The sequence below is a fragment of the Streptomyces sp. NPDC029169 genome (assembly GCF_055563935.1).
In genome coordinates this window covers 1-16,327 of sequence record NZ_JBVHXA010000013.1, presented here as the reverse complement: position 1 = coordinate 16,327, position 16,327 = coordinate 1, and the positions used below count along the sequence as shown (strand labels likewise).

At 71.0% G+C, this 16,327-nt stretch carries 13 protein-coding genes; 10 read left to right on the top strand and 3 right to left on the bottom strand.

Annotation, left to right across the window (positions count from 1 at the left end; translation table 11 throughout):
• Nucleotides 1-40: 40 nt before the first annotated feature.
• The gene (locus ACZ4VI_RS23155; protein ID WP_468001932.1) at nucleotides 41-631 is read right to left on the bottom strand and encodes an SACE_7040 family transcriptional regulator; all 591 of its coding nucleotides are present in this window, start codon (nucleotides 629-631) and stop codon (nucleotides 41-43) included.
• A gap of 98 nt (nucleotides 632-729) precedes the next feature.
• Between ACZ4VI_RS23155 and ACZ4VI_RS23150 the strand changes: the two genes are divergently transcribed.
• Genes ACZ4VI_RS23150 through ACZ4VI_RS23135 form a run of 4 tightly spaced genes read left to right on the top strand, consistent with a single transcriptional unit; the run spans nucleotide 730 to nucleotide 6,393 of the window.
• Nucleotides 730-2,337 carry a carboxyl transferase domain-containing protein gene (locus ACZ4VI_RS23150; RefSeq protein ID WP_468001930.1) on the top strand — a complete coding sequence of 536 codons (1,608 nt, stop codon included), beginning with the start codon at nucleotides 730-732 and terminating at the stop codon, nucleotides 2,335-2,337.
• A 14-nt stretch (nucleotides 2,338-2,351) separates the two neighbouring features.
• Nucleotides 2,352-4,283 carry an acetyl/propionyl/methylcrotonyl-CoA carboxylase subunit alpha gene (locus ACZ4VI_RS23145; RefSeq protein ID WP_468001928.1) on the top strand — a complete coding sequence of 644 codons (1,932 nt, stop codon included), beginning with the start codon at nucleotides 2,352-2,354 and terminating at the stop codon, nucleotides 4,281-4,283.
• Complete coding sequence (locus ACZ4VI_RS23140; protein WP_468001926.1) at nucleotides 4,280-5,224, top strand: hydroxymethylglutaryl-CoA lyase; 945 nt, start codon at nucleotides 4,280-4,282, stop codon at nucleotides 5,222-5,224. The genes ACZ4VI_RS23145 and ACZ4VI_RS23140 overlap by 4 nt, the downstream gene beginning before the upstream one ends.
• An 8-nt stretch (nucleotides 5,225-5,232) precedes the next feature.
• Nucleotides 5,233-6,393: an acyl-CoA dehydrogenase family protein gene (locus ACZ4VI_RS23135; RefSeq protein ID WP_468001924.1), complete on the top strand. Its 1,161-nt coding sequence runs from the start codon at nucleotides 5,233-5,235 to the stop codon at nucleotides 6,391-6,393.
• Between the two features lie 81 nt (nucleotides 6,394-6,474).
• Here ACZ4VI_RS23135 and ACZ4VI_RS23130 read toward each other — a convergent pair whose 3' ends face one another.
• Together ACZ4VI_RS23130 and ACZ4VI_RS23125 are read right to left on the bottom strand one after the other, a co-directional pair.
• Nucleotides 6,475-7,242, bottom strand: a complete 768-nt coding sequence (locus ACZ4VI_RS23130) for a class I SAM-dependent methyltransferase (protein ID WP_468001922.1) — start codon at nucleotides 7,240-7,242, stop codon at nucleotides 6,475-6,477.
• Nucleotides 7,239-8,837, bottom strand: coding sequence for a hypothetical protein (locus ACZ4VI_RS23125; RefSeq protein ID WP_468001920.1), 1,599 nt, complete (start codon nucleotides 8,835-8,837; stop codon nucleotides 7,239-7,241). Before ACZ4VI_RS23125 ends, ACZ4VI_RS23130 begins: the two co-directional genes overlap by 4 nt.
• A gap of 217 nt (nucleotides 8,838-9,054) precedes the next feature.
• Here ACZ4VI_RS23125 and ACZ4VI_RS23120 point away from each other — a divergent pair, with 217 nt between their 5' ends.
• The 6 genes from ACZ4VI_RS23120 (at nucleotide 9,055) to ACZ4VI_RS23095 (ending at nucleotide 16,193) form a co-directional block, all read left to right on the top strand.
• Nucleotides 9,055-10,107, top strand: coding sequence for an ABC transporter substrate-binding protein (locus ACZ4VI_RS23120; protein WP_468001918.1), 1,053 nt, complete (start codon nucleotides 9,055-9,057; stop codon nucleotides 10,105-10,107).
• Nucleotides 10,108-10,111: 4 nt separating this feature from the next.
• A complete protein-coding gene (locus ACZ4VI_RS23115) occupies nucleotides 10,112-10,963 on the top strand; it encodes a siderophore-interacting protein (protein WP_468001916.1) in 852 nt (283 codons plus the stop codon).
• Between the two features lie 128 nt (nucleotides 10,964-11,091).
• The gene (locus ACZ4VI_RS23110; RefSeq protein WP_468001914.1) at nucleotides 11,092-12,552 is read left to right on the top strand and encodes a pyridoxal phosphate-dependent decarboxylase family protein; all 1,461 of its coding nucleotides are present in this window, start codon (nucleotides 11,092-11,094) and stop codon (nucleotides 12,550-12,552) included.
• Entirely contained in the window at nucleotides 12,533-13,804 is a 1,272-nt protein-coding gene (locus ACZ4VI_RS23105; protein WP_468001912.1) for a lysine N(6)-hydroxylase/L-ornithine N(5)-oxygenase family protein, read from the top strand. Before ACZ4VI_RS23110 ends, ACZ4VI_RS23105 begins: the two co-directional genes overlap by 20 nt.
• Nucleotides 13,801-14,424 (top strand): GNAT family N-acetyltransferase, encoded by a 624-nt coding sequence (locus tag ACZ4VI_RS23100; RefSeq protein WP_468001910.1) that lies wholly within the window; start codon nucleotides 13,801-13,803, stop codon nucleotides 14,422-14,424. Before ACZ4VI_RS23105 ends, ACZ4VI_RS23100 begins: the two co-directional genes overlap by 4 nt.
• Nucleotides 14,421-16,193, top strand: a complete 1,773-nt coding sequence (locus ACZ4VI_RS23095; protein ID WP_468001908.1) for an IucA/IucC family protein — start codon at nucleotides 14,421-14,423, stop codon at nucleotides 16,191-16,193. The genes ACZ4VI_RS23100 and ACZ4VI_RS23095 overlap by 4 nt, the downstream gene beginning before the upstream one ends.
• The last annotated feature ends 134 nt before the right edge of the window (nucleotides 16,194-16,327 follow it).

Sequence of the window (16,327 nt, the reverse complement as noted above, 5' to 3'; positions counted from 1 at the left end):
CCGGCCCGGGGTGGCAGCGACGTTCGAGGGGGAGCGCCGTTCAGGAGGCCAGCGCGCCGAGGGCCCCGTGGGCCAGGTTGCTGAGGAGCCGCTCCATGTCCGTACGGCCGAGCGGCACGCCCAGGTGCGGGGTGGAGTTCAGCAGGCCGAAGACGGCATGGACGGCGGTCCGCACCTCCGGCTCGCCCGCGTCCGGGTACAGCTCGCGCACCACCCCCACCCACAGCTCCACGTACTGCCGCTGGAGCTGCCGGACCCGCTTGCGGTCCTCCTCCTTGAGGCGGTCGAGCTCGCGGTCGTGGAGGGTGATGAGCGGCCGGTCGTCGAGGGCGAAGTCGATGTGCCCGTCGATGAGCGAGCCGAGCACGGCGCGCGGATCCCCGTCCGATTCGGTCACCCGCAGCCTGCCGCCGTCGAGGAGCCGCTCGCTGATCCCCACCAGCAGCTCCGCGAGCATCGCGTCCTTGCCGGGGAAGTGCCGGTAGAGCCCCGGGCCGCTGATGCCGACGGCCGCTCCTATCTCGTCGACGCCCACCCCGTGGAACCCGCGCTCGGCGAAGAGGCGCGCGGCCTCCTTGAGGATCTGCTCGCGTCGCGTCGGGGCGTCGGTCCGCGTGGGGCTGGTGGTCATGGATTCGATTCTAGACAACCCCGTTAGCGCTCGTTAACCTGACTGCATACGTTAACGCTCATTAACCGAGCGGCCGACCGAGCAAGGGAGCTCGACGGATGCAGCAGGCACCTGTGCTGACGAGCGCGGCGGACCCCGCGTCGGCGGCCTGGCAGGCCAACGAGGCGGCTCATCACGAGCTGTCGGCGACTCTGCGCGCCAAGCTCGCCGCCGCCGCGCTGGGCGGCGGTGAGAAGGCCCGCGCCCGGCACACCGCGCGCGGCAAACTGCTGCCGCGGGACCGCGTGGACACGCTCCTCGATCCGGGTTCCCCGTTCCTGGAGCTGGCCCCGCTCGCCGCGAACGGGATGTACGGGGACGCGGCGCCCGCGGCCGGCGTGATCGCGGGCATCGGCCGGGTCTCGGGCCGGGAGTGCGTGATCGTCGCCAACGACGCGACCGTCAAGGGCGGCACGTACTACCCGATGACGGTGAAGAAGCACCTGCGGGCCCAGGAGGTGGCGCTGGAGAATCGTCTCCCCTGCCTGTACCTGGTCGACTCCGGCGGCGCGTTCCTGCCGATGCAGGACGAGGTCTTCCCGGACCGCGAGCACTTCGGCCGGATCTTCTACAACCAGGCCAGGATGTCCGGCGCCGGCATCCCGCAGATCGCGGCGGTCCTCGGCTCGTGCACCGCCGGCGGCGCGTACGTCCCGGCGATGAGCGACGAGGCCGTGATCGTACGGAACCAGGGCACGATCTTCCTCGGCGGACCGCCGCTGGTGAAGGCCGCGACCGGCGAGGTCGTGACGGCGGAGGAGCTGGGCGGCGGCGAGGTGCACTCCCGTACGTCCGGCGTCACCGACCACCTCGCGGAGGACGACGCCCACGCGCTCCGGATCGTCCGCAACATCGTCTCCACCCTCCCCGCGCGCGGGGCGCTGCCCTGGTCGGTCGAGCCGGTCGAGGAGCCGAAGGTGGACCCCGCGGGGCTCTACGGCGCGGTGCCGGTGGACTCCCGTACCCCGTACGACGTACGGGAGGTCATCGCGCGGATCGTGGACGCCTCGCGCTTCCAGGAGTTCAAGGCCGAGTACGGGCAGACGCTGGTCACCGGCTTCGCCCGGATCCACGGCCACCCGGTCGGGATCGTCGCCAACAACGGCATCCTGTTCTCCGAGTCCGCCCAGAAGGGCGCGCACTTCATCGAGCTGTGCGACCAGCGCGGGATCCCGCTGCTGTTCCTCCAGAACATCTCGGGCTTCATGGTCGGCAAGGACTACGAGGCGGGCGGCATCGCCAAGCACGGCGCGAAGATGGTCACGGCCGTGGCCTGTACGCGGGTGCCGAAGCTGACCGTGGTCGTCGGCGGCTCGTACGGCGCGGGCAACTACTCGATGTGCGGCCGGGCGTACTCGCCGCGCTTCCTGTGGATGTGGCCCAACGCCAAGATCTCGGTCATGGGCGGCGAGCAGGCGGCGTCCGTACTCGCCACGGTCAAGCGGGACCAGCTCGGCGACGAGTGGAGCGCGGAGGACGAGGAGGCCTTCAAGGCCCCGATCCGCGCGCAGTACGAGACCCAGGGCAACGCCTACTACGCGACGGCGCGGCTCTGGGACGACGGGGTCATCGACCCGATGGAGACCCGGCAGGTGGTGGGCCTCGCCCTGACGGCCTGTGCCAACGCGCCACTGGGTGAGCCCCAGTTCGGCGTCTTCCGGATGTGAGGGGACCTCAGAAGATGCCTCAGAAGATGTTCGACACCGTCCTTGTGGCCAACCGGGGCGAGATCGCGGTCCGCGTCATCCGCACCCTGCGCGCGCTCGGCGTCCGCTCGGTCGCGGTCTACAGCGACGCGGACGCCGAGGCCCGTCACGTACGGGAGGCGGACACGGCGGTACGGATCGGTCCGCCGCCGGCCTCGGAGTCGTACCTGTCGGTGGAGGCGCTCCTCGACGCGGCGCGGCGCACCGGGGCCCAGGCGGTGCACCCGGGTTACGGCTTCCTGGCGGAGAACGCCGGGTTCGCGCGGGCGTGCGCGGAGGCGGGGTTGGTCTTCATCGGCCCGCCGGCCGCCGCGATCTCCCTGATGGGCGACAAGATCCGGGCGAAGGAGACCGTGAAGGCGGCCGGCGTCCCGGTGGTGCCGGGCGCGGCGGACCCTGAGCTGGAGGCGGCGGCGCGGGAACTGGGCGCGCCGGTGCTCCTGAAGCCGTCGGCGGGCGGTGGCGGAAAGGGCATGCGCCTGGTCCGCGACCTGTCGGTGCTGACGGACGAGATCGCCGCGGCGAGGCGGGAGGCACGCTCCTCCTTCGGCGACGACACGCTCCTTGTGGAGCGGTGGATCGACCGCCCGCGGCACATCGAGATCCAGGTCCTGGCGGACGGGCACGGAAATGTCGTCCACCTGGGTGAGCGCGAGTGCTCGCTCCAGCGGCGCCACCAGAAGATCATCGAAGAGGCACCGAGCGTGCTCCTGACCCCGGAGATCCGGGAGCAGATGGGCGCGGCGGCGGTCGAGGCGGCGCGCTCGTGCGGCTATGTGGGCGCGGGGACGGTCGAGTTCATCGTGCCCGGCGTGGACCCCTCCTCGTACTACTTCATGGAGATGAACACCCGGCTCCAGGTGGAGCACCCGGTGACGGAGCTGATCACGGGGATCGACCTGGTGGAGTGGCAGCTGCGGGTGGCGGCGGGCGATTCCCTGTCCTTCGCCCAGTCCGACATCCGGCTGGACGGCTGGGCGATCGAGGCGAGGATCTGCGCGGAGGACCCCTCGCGCGGCTTCCTTCCGTCGGGCGGCACGGTCCTGTCCCTGCGGGAGCCGCAGGGCGACGGGGTCCGGACGGACTCGGGCCTGAGCGAGGGCACGGCGGTCGGCAGCCTCTACGACCCGATGCTCTCGAAGGTCATCGTCCACGCGGAAGACCGCCCCACGGCCCTCCGCCGCCTCCGCGCGGCCCTCGCAGACACGGTCACCCTGGGCGTCCCCACAAACGCGGGCTTCCTCCGCCGCCTCCTGGCCCACCCGGACGTGGCCACCGGCGACCTGGACACGGGCCTGGTGGAACGGGAGGCGGAGGGCCTGGTCCCGCAGGGCGTCCCGGACGAGGTCTACGCGGCGGCGGCGGCCGTACGATTCGCGGAGCTCGCGCCGGCGCCCCAGGACGGCTGGACGGACCCGTTCTCGGTGCCGAGCGGCTGGCGCCTGGGCGGCGAACCGGCACCCCTTCCCTTCCCCGTACGAGTAGCGGGACTCGAACCCGTGATGGTCGAGGCACCGGGTGGCGCCCGGGTCACGGCCACCTCGGTCACCGTGACGCTGGACGGGATCGTCCACACCTTCCACCGCAGCAGCAACTGGCTCGGCCGGGACGGCGATTCCTGGCACGTGCAGGATCACGACCCCGTCGCCGCCGCGCTCACCGGCGCCCGGCACGGTGGGGCCGACACGCTTGCCGCGCCCATGCCTGGGACCGTCACCGTGGTGAAGGTGGCCGTCGGGGACGAGGTCGTTGCCGGGCAGAGTCTGCTCGTCGTCGAGGCCATGAAGATGGAGCACGTCATCTCCGCCCCGCACGCCGGCACCGTCACCGAGCTGGACGTCACCCCCGGCTCCACCGTCGCCATGGACCAGATCCTCGCCGTGGTGACTCCCAGGGAGGAATCATGACCACGGGCCTGCCCATGACCGTGAGCGACCCCACGCTCCCCGCCCGCGTCCGGATCCACGAGGTCGGGCCGCGCGACGGGCTGCAGAACGAGAAGACCGTCGTCCCGACCGCCACCAAGGCCGAGTTCGTCCGCCGGCTCGCCGCCGCCGGGCTCTCCACCGTCGAGGCGACCAGCTTCGTCCACCCCACCTGGGTGCCCCAGCTGGCCGATGCCGAGGAGCTGTTCCCCCAGGTCAGCAGCCTCCCCGTCCGGCTTCCCGTGCTCGTGCCCAACGAGCGCGGTCTCGACCGCGCCCTCGCCCTCGGCGCCCGCGAGGTCGCCGTCTTCGCCTCCGCCACGGAGTCCTTCGCGAAGGCCAACCTCAACCGGACCGTCGACGAGGCCCTCGCCATGTTCGAGCCCGTCGTCACCCGCGCCATAGAGCAGGGCCTCCGCATCCGCGGCTACCTCTCCATGTGCTTCGGCGACCCCTGGGAGGGCGCCGTTCCCGTCGAGCAAGTCGTCCGCGTCACCAAGGCCCTCGCCGAGATGGGCTGCGACGAGCTGAGCCTCGGCGACACCATCGGCGTCGCCACCCCCGGACACGTACGGAGACTCCTGACGGCCCTCGACGACGCCGGCGTGCCCACCTCCCGCCTCGCCGTGCACTTCCACGACACCTACGGCCAGGCCCTCTCCAACACCCTCGCCGCCCTCCAGCACGGCGTCACCACGGTCGACGCCTCCGCCGGCGGCCTCGGCGGCTGCCCGTACGCGAAGAGCGCCACCGGCAACCTCGCCACCGAGGACCTCGTGTGGATGCTCGACGGCCTCGGCATCGAGACCGGGGTCGACCTGGCCGCCCTCACCGCCACGAGCGTGTGGATGGCCGAACAACTGGGCCGACCGAGCCCGTCCCGTACCGTCCGCGCGCTCGCGGCGAACTCTCACAAGGAGTGACGAAAGCCATGTCCCTCGACCACCGGCTCTCCGAAGAGCACGAGGAACTCCGCCGCACCGTGGAGGAGTTCGCGCACGACGTCGTCGCTCCGAAGATCGGCGACTACTACGAGCGTCACGAGTTCCCGTACGAGATCGTCCGCGAGATGGGCCGCATGGGCCTGTTCGGCCTGCCCTTCCCGGAGGAGTACGGCGGTATGGGCGGCGACTACCTCGCCCTCGGCATCGCGCTCGAGGAGCTCGCCCGCGTCGACTCCTCCGTGGCCATCACCCTGGAGGCTGGTGTCTCGCTCGGCGCGATGCCGGTCTACCGCTTCGGCACCGAGGAGCAGAAGCAGGAGTGGCTGCCGCGCATGTGCAGCGGCGAGATCCTGGGCGCGTTCGGGCTCACCGAGCCCGGCGCGGGCAGCGACGCAGGCGGCACCCGCACCACCGCCGTCCGGGACGGCGACGACTGGGTCATCAACGGCTCGAAGTGCTTCATCACCAACTCCGGTACGGACATCACGGGTCTGGTCACCGTCACCGCCGTCACCGGCCGCACGCCCGAGGGCCGCCCGCTGATCTCCTCGATCATCGTCCCCTCCGGCACGCCCGGCTTCACGGTCGCCGCCCCTTACTCCAAGGTCGGCTGGAACGCCTCGGACACCCGCGAGCTGTCCTTCGACGACGTCCGCGTGCCCGCCGCGAACCTGCTCGGCGAGGAGGGCCGCGGATACGCGCAGTTCCTCCGGATCCTCGACGAGGGCCGGATCGCGATCTCGGCGCTTGCGACCGGGCTCGCGCAGGGCTGTGTGGACGAGTCGGTGAAGTACGCGAAGGAACGTCACGCCTTCGGCCGCCCGATCGGCGACAACCAGGCCATCCAGTTCAAGATCGCGGACATGGAGATGCGGGCGCACATGGCCCGGATCGGCTGGCGCGACGCGGCGTCCCGGCTGGTGCTGGGCGAGCCGTTCAAGAAGGAGGCGGCCCTGGCGAAGCTGTACTCGTCCACCGTGGCCGTCGACAACGCCCGTGAGGCCACCCAGATCCACGGCGGCTACGGCTTCATGAACGAGTACCCGGTGGCCCGGATGTGGCGCGACTCGAAGATCCTGGAGATCGGCGAGGGCACGAGCGAGGTCCAGCGGATGCTGATCGCCCGCGAGTTGGGCCTCTCCTCCTGAGGCCGTCGGCCCGCCGCCCCGCCTGAGGCCGTCAGCCCGCCGCCCCTGTGTGCCCGGGGCGGCGGGCCGGCCCGATCCGGCTCAGCGCATGACGCGCATCTTGGACTGCAAGTGGGCCAACTGCTCCCAGTCCTCCATGAACTTCGCCGAGAGACCGTGGGTGGCGGCGAGCTCCGTCAGGGTTTCCACCCGGTAGTAGAAGTCCTCGCGCAGGACATGGTGTTCCCTGCCCTCGGTGCGGTTGAAGGTGAAGTCGAAGAACGCCCCCGGGGCCATGACGCGCGCGATGTGGCCCAGACACTCGTCGATGACCTCGATCGGAGAGTGCGAGAACACGCTGTGCGCGTGCACCACCGTGAAGTGCCCGGCGGGCAGGGCTTCGAGGCGCAGATCGCGCACGAGGGTGAGGTGGGGGAGCTTCTCCTGGAGTCCGCGTGCGGCAAGGGTGTCGCCGGCCGCCAGGAGGATCTCGGGCGAGATGTCGATGCCGTGGTAGTGCCCGGTGTCCAGATGGTCGATGAAGCGCCAGCCCGCACGCAGATTGCCGCAGCCGATCTCCAGCATCCGGTCCTCGGGCCTGAGCCCGTGCCCCACCAGGTAGTCGAACTGCATCTCACCGAGTGCGAGCCACCGCTCCTCGGCCGCGCTTCCCACCGCGCCCGACGGGCTCTTCTCGGCGATGTCCGCCTTCATCACGGCGCGGTAGTAGGCCACATGGTCGCGGGTGGTGAGCCGCAGCCGCCAGTCCCGGCCGAGCCGGCGCAGATACGGCACGACGCGTTCCGGGTGCCGGGTGGCATAGCGGAGCTTGTGGCCGAGCCGGGCGCGGTTGGCAGTGACGCGGTTCATCGTGGGGCCTCCTCATGGGTGGGGGTCGTACCGGGGTCGAGGTAGGCGTCGTAGCGTTTCCAGCCCTTGACGGACGGCAGGGGCACGGGTCGCCAGGCGCGGGCGTACGGGGGCGGTTCGCCGCCGGCGGGCACGATGACGGCCACCGGCATCCTGCGGGCGGCGGCGACGATGCCGTCCGGGGTGATGCTCGCGTCGTGCCCGCCGGGCTGGCGGGAGGAGCAGCCCGCGTAGTAGGCGATCGGGACGTACTCCTGTCCGCTGATCATGCAGGGCGGGCGTACCCCCAGCCGGTGCAGCGCGGTCGCGACCGTGGTGAACTGCTCGCGGGAGGTACGGCTGTTGGTGACGGCCCGGTCGAGCACGGCGTACTGCACCGCGAGATGGCCCAGGAGGCCGGCGGCGAGCAGCGTCGTGGCCGCCCGCCGCCATGCGGGACGCGGCGCGGTGAGCAGGAACAGGGCGCACTCGGCCGCGGGCAGGGCCAGGAGCGCGTACGCGGGCAGCAGGAAGCGGGGCGCCGCGTAGCCGATCGTGAACAGGTACGGAGCCGCGAGCGAGGCCGCCGTCACGGTCGCGAGCACGGCGGCGGCCCCACGGCGTGCCCGGAACGCGGCGACGATGCCGCCGATGACGGCCAGGGGCAGCAGGAACCACCACACCGCCGTGACGGGGTGATCCCAGGGCACGTCGCACGGGCGGCACAGGGTGTCGCCGTCCAGCGCCCGCGCGTGGTCGTCCACGGACACGTACCAGCCCATGCTGCCCTGGATCTCCGCGGCGCGCTTCAGCCGGGCGGCGAGGCCGCCGAAGTGCGTGTACGCCTCGACAATCCAGGGGGCGGCGCCGAGGAGCAGCCCGGTGACGAGCACGGCCGGTACCGCCGGGCGGCGGCGCCAGGCGGGCACAAGCAGCGCTGCGGCGAGGAGCGGCAGCGCGAGCCAGAGCCCGTCGGCGGGCCGCAACAGGGTGACGGCAGCGACGAGGCCGCCAAGGCCGGCGAGCACAACCCACCCTCGGGACCCCGCCCTGCCCGCCGGGGCGCCGACCGAGGACCTGCTCACCAGGCCGAGGCGCCCGGTGCCGGGCCCGGCGGTCGCGCGCAGGAAGCAGCCGACGGCGGCCAACGCGCCGAACGCGCACCACAGGTTGGGCATCACGCGCGGGCCGTAGAACAGCGTGATCCACAGCCCGGCGAACAGGACGCCCGCCGCCGTGAGCACCCGCGTGGGCAGGATCCCGCGCCAGACCCGGAGCGCGGCCCAGAGGGCGGCCCCGGACAGCAGGGCGAGATAGACGCGGATCGCTGTCGTCGAAGCGGTGACGGCGGCCACCGGTGCGACGAGGTAGGAGATGCCCCGGGCGCGGGGCGCGCTGAAGAACGCGGGCGGGGCGTTGCCGCCGACCTGGCTGACGTAGACGGCCTCGTCCCAGCCCAGTCCGGAACCGGGGACGACGAGGGCAAGTTGGACTGCGGTGAAGAGCACCGCGAGCCCCGCCGGCCAGTAGGGCAACCCGGGCGGAGGCGGGGCGGCGGTGCGCGGGCGGCGGGCGTGCGGGTCCGGCGGCTGCGTGGTCGCGTCGAGGGTGGTCATCCCGCCCACCCTGAATCGGCCACACACAACCGGTCACGCGACGCGCCGCGCAAGGGGTGTCCGTCGGCTCGTCAGGAGTAGTGGGCCTCACAAGTAGTGGGCCTCACACCGGTCCGCTCGGGACCATCCCTACTGATCCTTCTAAGGTTAGGCTAACCTACCTTCGACTTACCCCAGACCAGGCCGGCCCCCGGCACGTACCGAAAGCGACTTCGCCATGCCCAGCAACGCCCGAGCCAACCACCTCACCCGTCGCGGCCTGCTCGCCGCCGGCGGCGCCCTCGGTCTCGGCGCCGCGCTCGCCGCGTGTGGCACCGAGACCAAGGGCGGCTCCTCCGCCGGAGCCGCGGCCAACGAGAAGTCCGGACCGTGGAAGTTCACCGACGACCGCGGCACGGCCGTCGAGGTGAAGTCCACCCCGAAGAACATCGTCGCCTTCACCGGTACGGCCGCCGCCCTCAAGGACTTCGGCATCGAGGTCAAGGGCGTCTTCGGCCCGACCACGGTCAAGGACCCGAAGACGGGCGAGGTGACGCCCGACGTCCAGGCCGGCGACCTCGACGTCAAGAAGGTCAAGATCATCGGCAACGTCTGGGGCGAGTTCAAGATCGAGGAGTACCTCAAGCTCAACCCCGACCTTCTCATCACCGACATGTGGGAGAAGAACGACCTCTGGTACGTCCCGGCCGAGCAGAAGGACAAGATCCTCAAGGTCGCCCCGAGCGTCGCCCTGTGGGCCGCCGACAAGTCCATGCCGGCGGTGCTCCAGCGCCACGCCGACCTCGCCGCCGCCCTCGGCGCCGATGTGAAGACCAAGCAGATCCTGGACGACAAGGCCCGCTTCGAGGCCGCCGCCGAGCGCGTCCGCCAGGCCGCCAAGGGCAAGAAGGACATCAAGGTCCTGATCGGCTCCGGCTCCCCCGACCTGTTCTACGTCTCCACCCCGGTCCGGCCGACCGACACGCTCTACTTCCAGGAGCTGGGCGTCACCGTCGTCACGCCCACGAAGCTGGACCAGGGCGGCTGGTTCGAGGGCCTGAGCTGGGAGAACGTCGACAAGTACCAGGCCGACATCATCATGCTCGACAACCGCACCTCGGCCCTTCAGCCCGAGGCGCTGAAGGCCAAGCCGACCTGGGCCGCGCTGCCCGCCGTCAAGGCCGGCCAGGTCATCCCGCGGGTGACCGAGCCGATCTACTCGTACGCCAAGTGCGCCCCGCTCCTGGAGGACCTGGCCAAGGCCCTGGAGAACGCGAAGAAGGTGTCCTGACCCGATGACGAACGCCGAGACCGCCCCGTTCCAGTTCTTCTCCCTCCAGGTCGACAGGACGAGGCGGCTCGGCCCGTCTCTGGTCCGTGTCACCTTCACGGGAGAGGACCTGAAGTCCTTCGCCTCCGGCGGACGCGACCAGTCGCTCTCCCTCTTCCTGCCGCACCCCGGCCAGGAGGCCCCCGTCCTGCCGCCGCTGGACGACCCGGACATGTACGCGATCCTGGGCGCCTGGCGCGCGATGCCGGACGACGAGCGGGCCGTGATGCGCTCGTACACCGTCCGCAAGCAGCGCACCGAGCCCGCCGCCGAGGTCGACATCGACTTCGCACTGCACGAGGACGGCGGCCCCGCCTGCCGCTGGGCCCAGGCCGCCAAGCCCGGCGACCGCGCGGTCGTCCTCGGCCCGGCGACGCCCGCGAACACCGGTGTCCGCTTCCAACTGCCGGACGACGCCGACTCCGTCCTGATCTGGGCGGACGAGACGGCGCTTCCGGCCGCCTCAGCCATCCTGGAGTGGCTGCCGGCCGAGACCCGCGCCCACGTCTACCTCGAAGTCCCCTACTCCGGCGACCGCATGGAGCTCGCGACCGAGGCCGACGCCACCATCACCTGGCTGGTACGGGAGGAGGGCGCGCCGTCCGCCGTGGACGCGGTGCGCGCCGCCGAGCTGCCCGGCGAGGCCCCGTACGTCTGGATCGCGGGCGAGTCCGGTTCCGTGAAGGAGCTGCGCCGCCACTTTGTACGCGACCGTCAACTCGACCGCCGCCGGGTCACGTTCGTCGGCTACTGGCGCAAGGGCCTGTCCGAGGACGCCCTGCGCGAGACGCCCGAACCGGAGGGCTCCGAGGAGTGACCGAGCCGCGGTAACCACCGTGCCCTGAGGGGGCGAGGGGGTCATTGCGACGTGAAGTTAGGTTAGGCTAACCTAACTAACGCATCGCAACCCCCCTCGCCCCCTCTTCCGTCCGGAGGACCATCCCCATGCGCTCGCACCTGCTCAACGACGCCACGGCGGAGAGCTACCGGCGCTCCGTCACCGAAGGAGTCGAGCGGGTGGCGAGGAAACTCGCCACGACGCGACGCCCGTTCACCGGCGTCACCCCCGCCGCGCTGGCCCCCACCATCGCCGCCGTCGACCTCGACAAGCCGCTGGGCGACTCCTCCGCCGCCCTCGACGAGCTGGAGAGCGTCTACCTCCGCGACGCCGTCTACTTCCACCACCCCCGCTACCTGGGCCACCTCAACTGCCCGGTCGTGATCCCCGCCGTCCTCGGCGAGGCGGTCCTCTCGGCGGTCAACTCCTCGCTCGACACCTGGGACCAGAGCGCCGGCGGCACCCTCATCGAGCGCAGGCTGATCGACTGGACCACCGGCCGCATCGGCTTCGCCCCGGGCGCCGACGGCGTGTTCACCAGCGGCGGTTCGCAGTCCAACCTCCAGGCCCTGCTCCTCGCCCGCCAGGAGGCCAGGACGCAGGAGGCCAGGACGACGGATCTGACGAAACTCCGCGTCTTCACCTCCGACTGCAGCCACTTCAGCGTCCAGAAGTCCGCCGGTCTCCTCGGCCTCGGCGCCGACGCCGTCATCTCCATCCCGGTCGACCGGACCAAGCGGATGCAGTCCGTCGTCCTCGCCGCCGAGCTGGAGGCCTGCCGCGCCGAGGGCCTGACCCCGATGGCGATCGTCGCCACCGCCGGCACCACCGACTTCGGCTCCATCGACCCGCTGCACGAGATCGCCGCCCTGGCCGCCGAGTACGGCGCCTGGATGCACGTCGACGCGGCCTACGGCTGCGGACTCCTCGCCTCACGCACCCGCCGCCACCTCCTGGACGGCATCGAGCTGGCCGACTCGGTCACCGTCGACTACCACAAGTCCTTCTTCCAGCCGGTGAGTTCCTCCGCCGTGCTGGTCCGGGACGGGTCCACCCTGCGCCACGCGACGTACCACGCGGACTACCTCAACCCGCGTCGGACGATCGCCGAGCAGATCCCCAACCAGGTCGACAAATCCCTCCAGACCACCCGCCGCTTCGACGCGCTCAAGCTGTGGATGACCCTGCGCGTCATGGGCGCCGACGGGGTCGGCGAGCTCTTCGACGAGGTCTGCGACCTGGCCGCCGCCGGCTTCGAGCTGCTCGCCGCCGACCCCCGCTACGACGTGGTCGTCGAGCCGCAGCTCTCCACCCTCGTCTACCGCTACATCCCCGAGGCCGTCACCTCGCCCGCGGACATCGACCGCGCCAACCTCTACGCCCGCAAGGCGCTCTTCGCCTCCGGCGAGGCCGTCGTCGCCGGCACCAAGGTCGACGGCCGCCAGTACCTGAAGTTCACCTTGCTCAACCCCGAGACGACCGTGGCCGACATCGCCGCCGTCCTCGATCTGATCGCCGGCCACGCCGAGCAGTACCTGGGAGAGAACCTTGTCCACGCAGCCTCTTGATTTCGTCGGCATCGGGCTCGGTCCGTTCAACCTCGGCCTCGCCTGCCTCACCGAGCCCATCGACGAGCTGAACGGCCTCTTCCTGGAGTCCAAGCCGGACTTCGCATGGCACGCGGGGATGTTCCTCGAAGGCGCCCACCTCCAGACGCCGTTCATGTCGGACCTCGTCACGATGGCGGACCCGACCTCGCCGTACTCCTTCCTCAACTACCTGAAGGAGAAGGGCCGGCTCTACTCCTTCTACATCCGCGAGAACTTCTACCCGCTGCGCACGGAGTACGACGACTACTGCCGCTGGGCCGCCGGGAAGCTGCGCAGCATCCGCTTCTCCACGACCGTCGCCTCCGTCTCGTACGACGAGGCCGGCGAGGAGTACGTGGTGACGACCGAGGCCGGGGAGACGTACCGCGCCCGCCGCCTCGTGCTCGGCACCGGCACCCCGCCGTACGTCCCCGACTCCTGCCAGGGCCTCGGCGGCGACCTGATCCACAACTCGCGCTACCTCCCGAACAAGGAGGCGCTCCAGAAGAAGAAGTCGATCACCCTGGTCGGCAGCGGCCAGAGCGCGGCGGAGATCTACTACGACCTCCTCTCCGAGATCGACGTCCACGGCTACCGGCTCAACTGGGTGACCCGCTCCCCGCGCTTCTTCCCGCTGGAGTACACCAAGCTCACCCTGGAGATGACCTCGCCGGAGTACGTGGACTACTTCCACGCGCTGCCCGAGCAGACCCGCCACCGCCTGGAGACCCAGCAGAAGGGCCTGTTCAAGGGCATCGACGGCGAGCTGATCGACGCCATCTTCGATCTGCTCTACCAGAAGAACCTGGCCGGCCCGGTTCCCACCCGACTGCTCACCAACTCGGCCCTGCACTCGGCCGCGTACGACGACACGAGCGGCACGTACACGCTCGGCTTCCACCAGGAGGAGCAGGAGAAGGACTTCACGGTGGAGACCGAGGGCCTGATCCTCGCCACCGGGTACAAGTACGCCGTCCCCGCCTTCCTCGATCCGGTCCGCGACCGGTTCAACTGGGACGCTCAGGGCCGCTTCGACGTGGCCCGCAACTACTCGATCGACACGACGGGAAACCGCGTCTTCCTGCAGAACGCGAGCGTCCACACCCACTCCATCACCTCGCCCGACCTGGGCATGGGTGCGTACCGCAACGCGTACATCATCGGAGCGATGCTGGGCCGCGAGTACTACCCCGTCGAGAAGACCATCGCGTTCCAGGAGTTCGCCGTATGAGCATCAGCTTCCGCCCCCTCGATCCGCTCGCGGACGCCGAACTGATCCACCCCTGGGTCACGCACCCCAAGGCCGCCTTCTGGATGATGCAGGACGCGAAACTGGAGGACGTCGAGCGCGAGTACATGGCGATCGCCGCCCACCCGCACCACAACGCCTTCATCGGCCTGGTCGACGAAGTGCCCGCCTTCCTGATGGAGCAGTACGACCCCTCCCAGCTGGAGCTGGTCGGCCTGTACGAGCCGCAGCCGGGCGACGTCGGCATGCACTTCCTCGTCGCGCCCACCGACACCCCCGTGCACGGCTTCACCCGCACGGTCATCACCGCCGTGATGCGCGAGCTGTTCGCCGATCCGGCGACCCGGCGGGTCGTCGTCGAGCCGGACGTGCGGAACACGGCCGTGCACGCGCTCAACGAGGCCGTCGGCTTCGTGCCCGAGCGCGAGATCCAGAAGCCGGAGAAGAAGGCCCTGCTGAGCTTCTGCACCCGGGCCCAGTTCGAAGCCGCCGTGGGAGTGCGCATATACAGCGAATTCCCGGGGGACGACCCCCGGACCCCCGGCGCGAAAGACAGCCGGTCGGGCCTGACGAGCTCGCTCGCCGGAGGTGCGTCCAAGTGAACCCCGTCGCCCACCTCACCCCGGCCCGCTGGGCCGAGGCCAACCGCGCGCTGATCCGCAAGGGTCTCGCCGAGTTCGCCCACGAGCGCCTGCTCGACCCGCAGGAGCTCGGGGAGAGCCGGTACCGGGTCCTCAGCGACGACGGCACCGTCGAGTACCGCTTCACCGCCGACCGGTACGCGCTCGACCACTGGCAGGTGCACGCCGAGTCGATCAGCTGCCACCGCGGCGACGAGCACCTCCCGCTCGACGCCCTGCGGTTCATCACCGAGCTGCGCGGCTCGCTCGGCCTGAGCGACGAGATCCTGCCGGTGTACCTGGAGGAGATCTCCTCCACCCTGTCCGGTACGGCGTTCAAGTCGGCCAAGCCCCGGGTCACCGCCGCCGAGCTGGCGAACGCGGACTTCCAGGCGATCGAGACCGGGATGACCGAGGGCCACCCGTGCTTCGTCGCCAACAACGGCCGGCTCGGCTTCGGCGTCGACGAGTACCACGCCTACGCCCCCGAGGCCGCCACCCCGGTCCACCTGATCTGGCTGGCCGCGCGCCGCGACCGCACCACCTTCACGGCCGGCACGGACATCGAGTACGACGCGTTCATCCGCGCCGAGCTGGGCGACAAGGCCGTCGACGGCTTTGCCGAGAGGCTCGCCGAGCGGGGCCTGGACCTGGCCGACTACCTGCTGATGCCCGCCCACCCCTGGCAGTGGTGGAACAAGCTGTCGGTCACCTTCGCCGCCGAGGTCGCGCAGGAGCGCCTGGTCTACCTGGGCGAGGGCGACGACGCCTATCTGGCGCAGCAGTCGATCCGTACCTTCTTCAACACCGCGGATCCGGCCAAGCACTACGTCAAGACGGCGCTGTCGGTCATCAACATGGGCTTCATGCGCGGGCTCTCGGCTGCGTACATGGAGGCGACCCCGGCGATCAACGACTGGCTGGCCGGGCTGATCGAGGCCGACTCCGTCTTCGCCGCGGCGCGCTTCTCGATCATCCGCGAGCGGGCGGCGGTCGGCTACCGGCACCTGGAGTACGAGGCGGCCACCGACCGCTACTCGCCCTACCGCAAGATGCTGGCCGCGCTCTGGCGCGAGTCGCCGGTGGCCTCCCTGGCGCCGGGCGAGCGGCTCGCGACGATGGCCTCGCTGCTCCATGTCGACCACGCGGGCGCGTCGTTCGCGGGCGCCCTGATCAAGGACTCGGGGCTCGCTCCGACGGAGTGGCTGCGCGGCTATCTGGACGCGTACTTGGTGCCGCTGCTGCACAGCTTCTACGCGTACGACCTGGTCTACATGCCGCACGGCGAGAACGTGATCCTGGTTCTCGACGAGCGGGGCGCGGTGGCGCGGGCGGTCTTCAAGGACATCGCCGAGGAGATCTGCGTGATGGACCCGGCCGCGGTCCTGCCGCCGGCGGTGGAGCGGATCCGCGCCGAGGTCCCGGAGGACATGAAGCTGCTCTCGATCTTCACGGACGTCTTCGACTGCTTCTTCCGCTTCTTCGCGGCCACGCTGGCGGCGGAGGGCGTGCTCGACGAGGACGACTTCTGGCGGACGGTCGCGGCGTGCGTGCGCGCCTACCAGGAGTCGAAGCCGGAGCTGGCGGAGAAGTTCGCGCAGTACGACATGTTCGCGGAGACCTTCGCGCTCTCCGCGCTCAACCGCCTCCAGCTGCGCAACAACAAGCAGATGGTCGACCTGGCGGACCCGTCGGCGGCCCTCCAGCTCGTCGGCGACCTGGTGAACCCGATCGCGCGGTTCACCAGGTAGTTCGTCCCACAGTCCGGGGGGGGGGGGGGGGGGGGGGGGGGGGGGGGGGGGGGGGGGGGGGGGGGGCCCGGGGGGCCCCCCCTCGGCTCGCCCCCCTCCCCCCCCGGGCCCGGGCGGCAAAGAGCCGGGCGCAC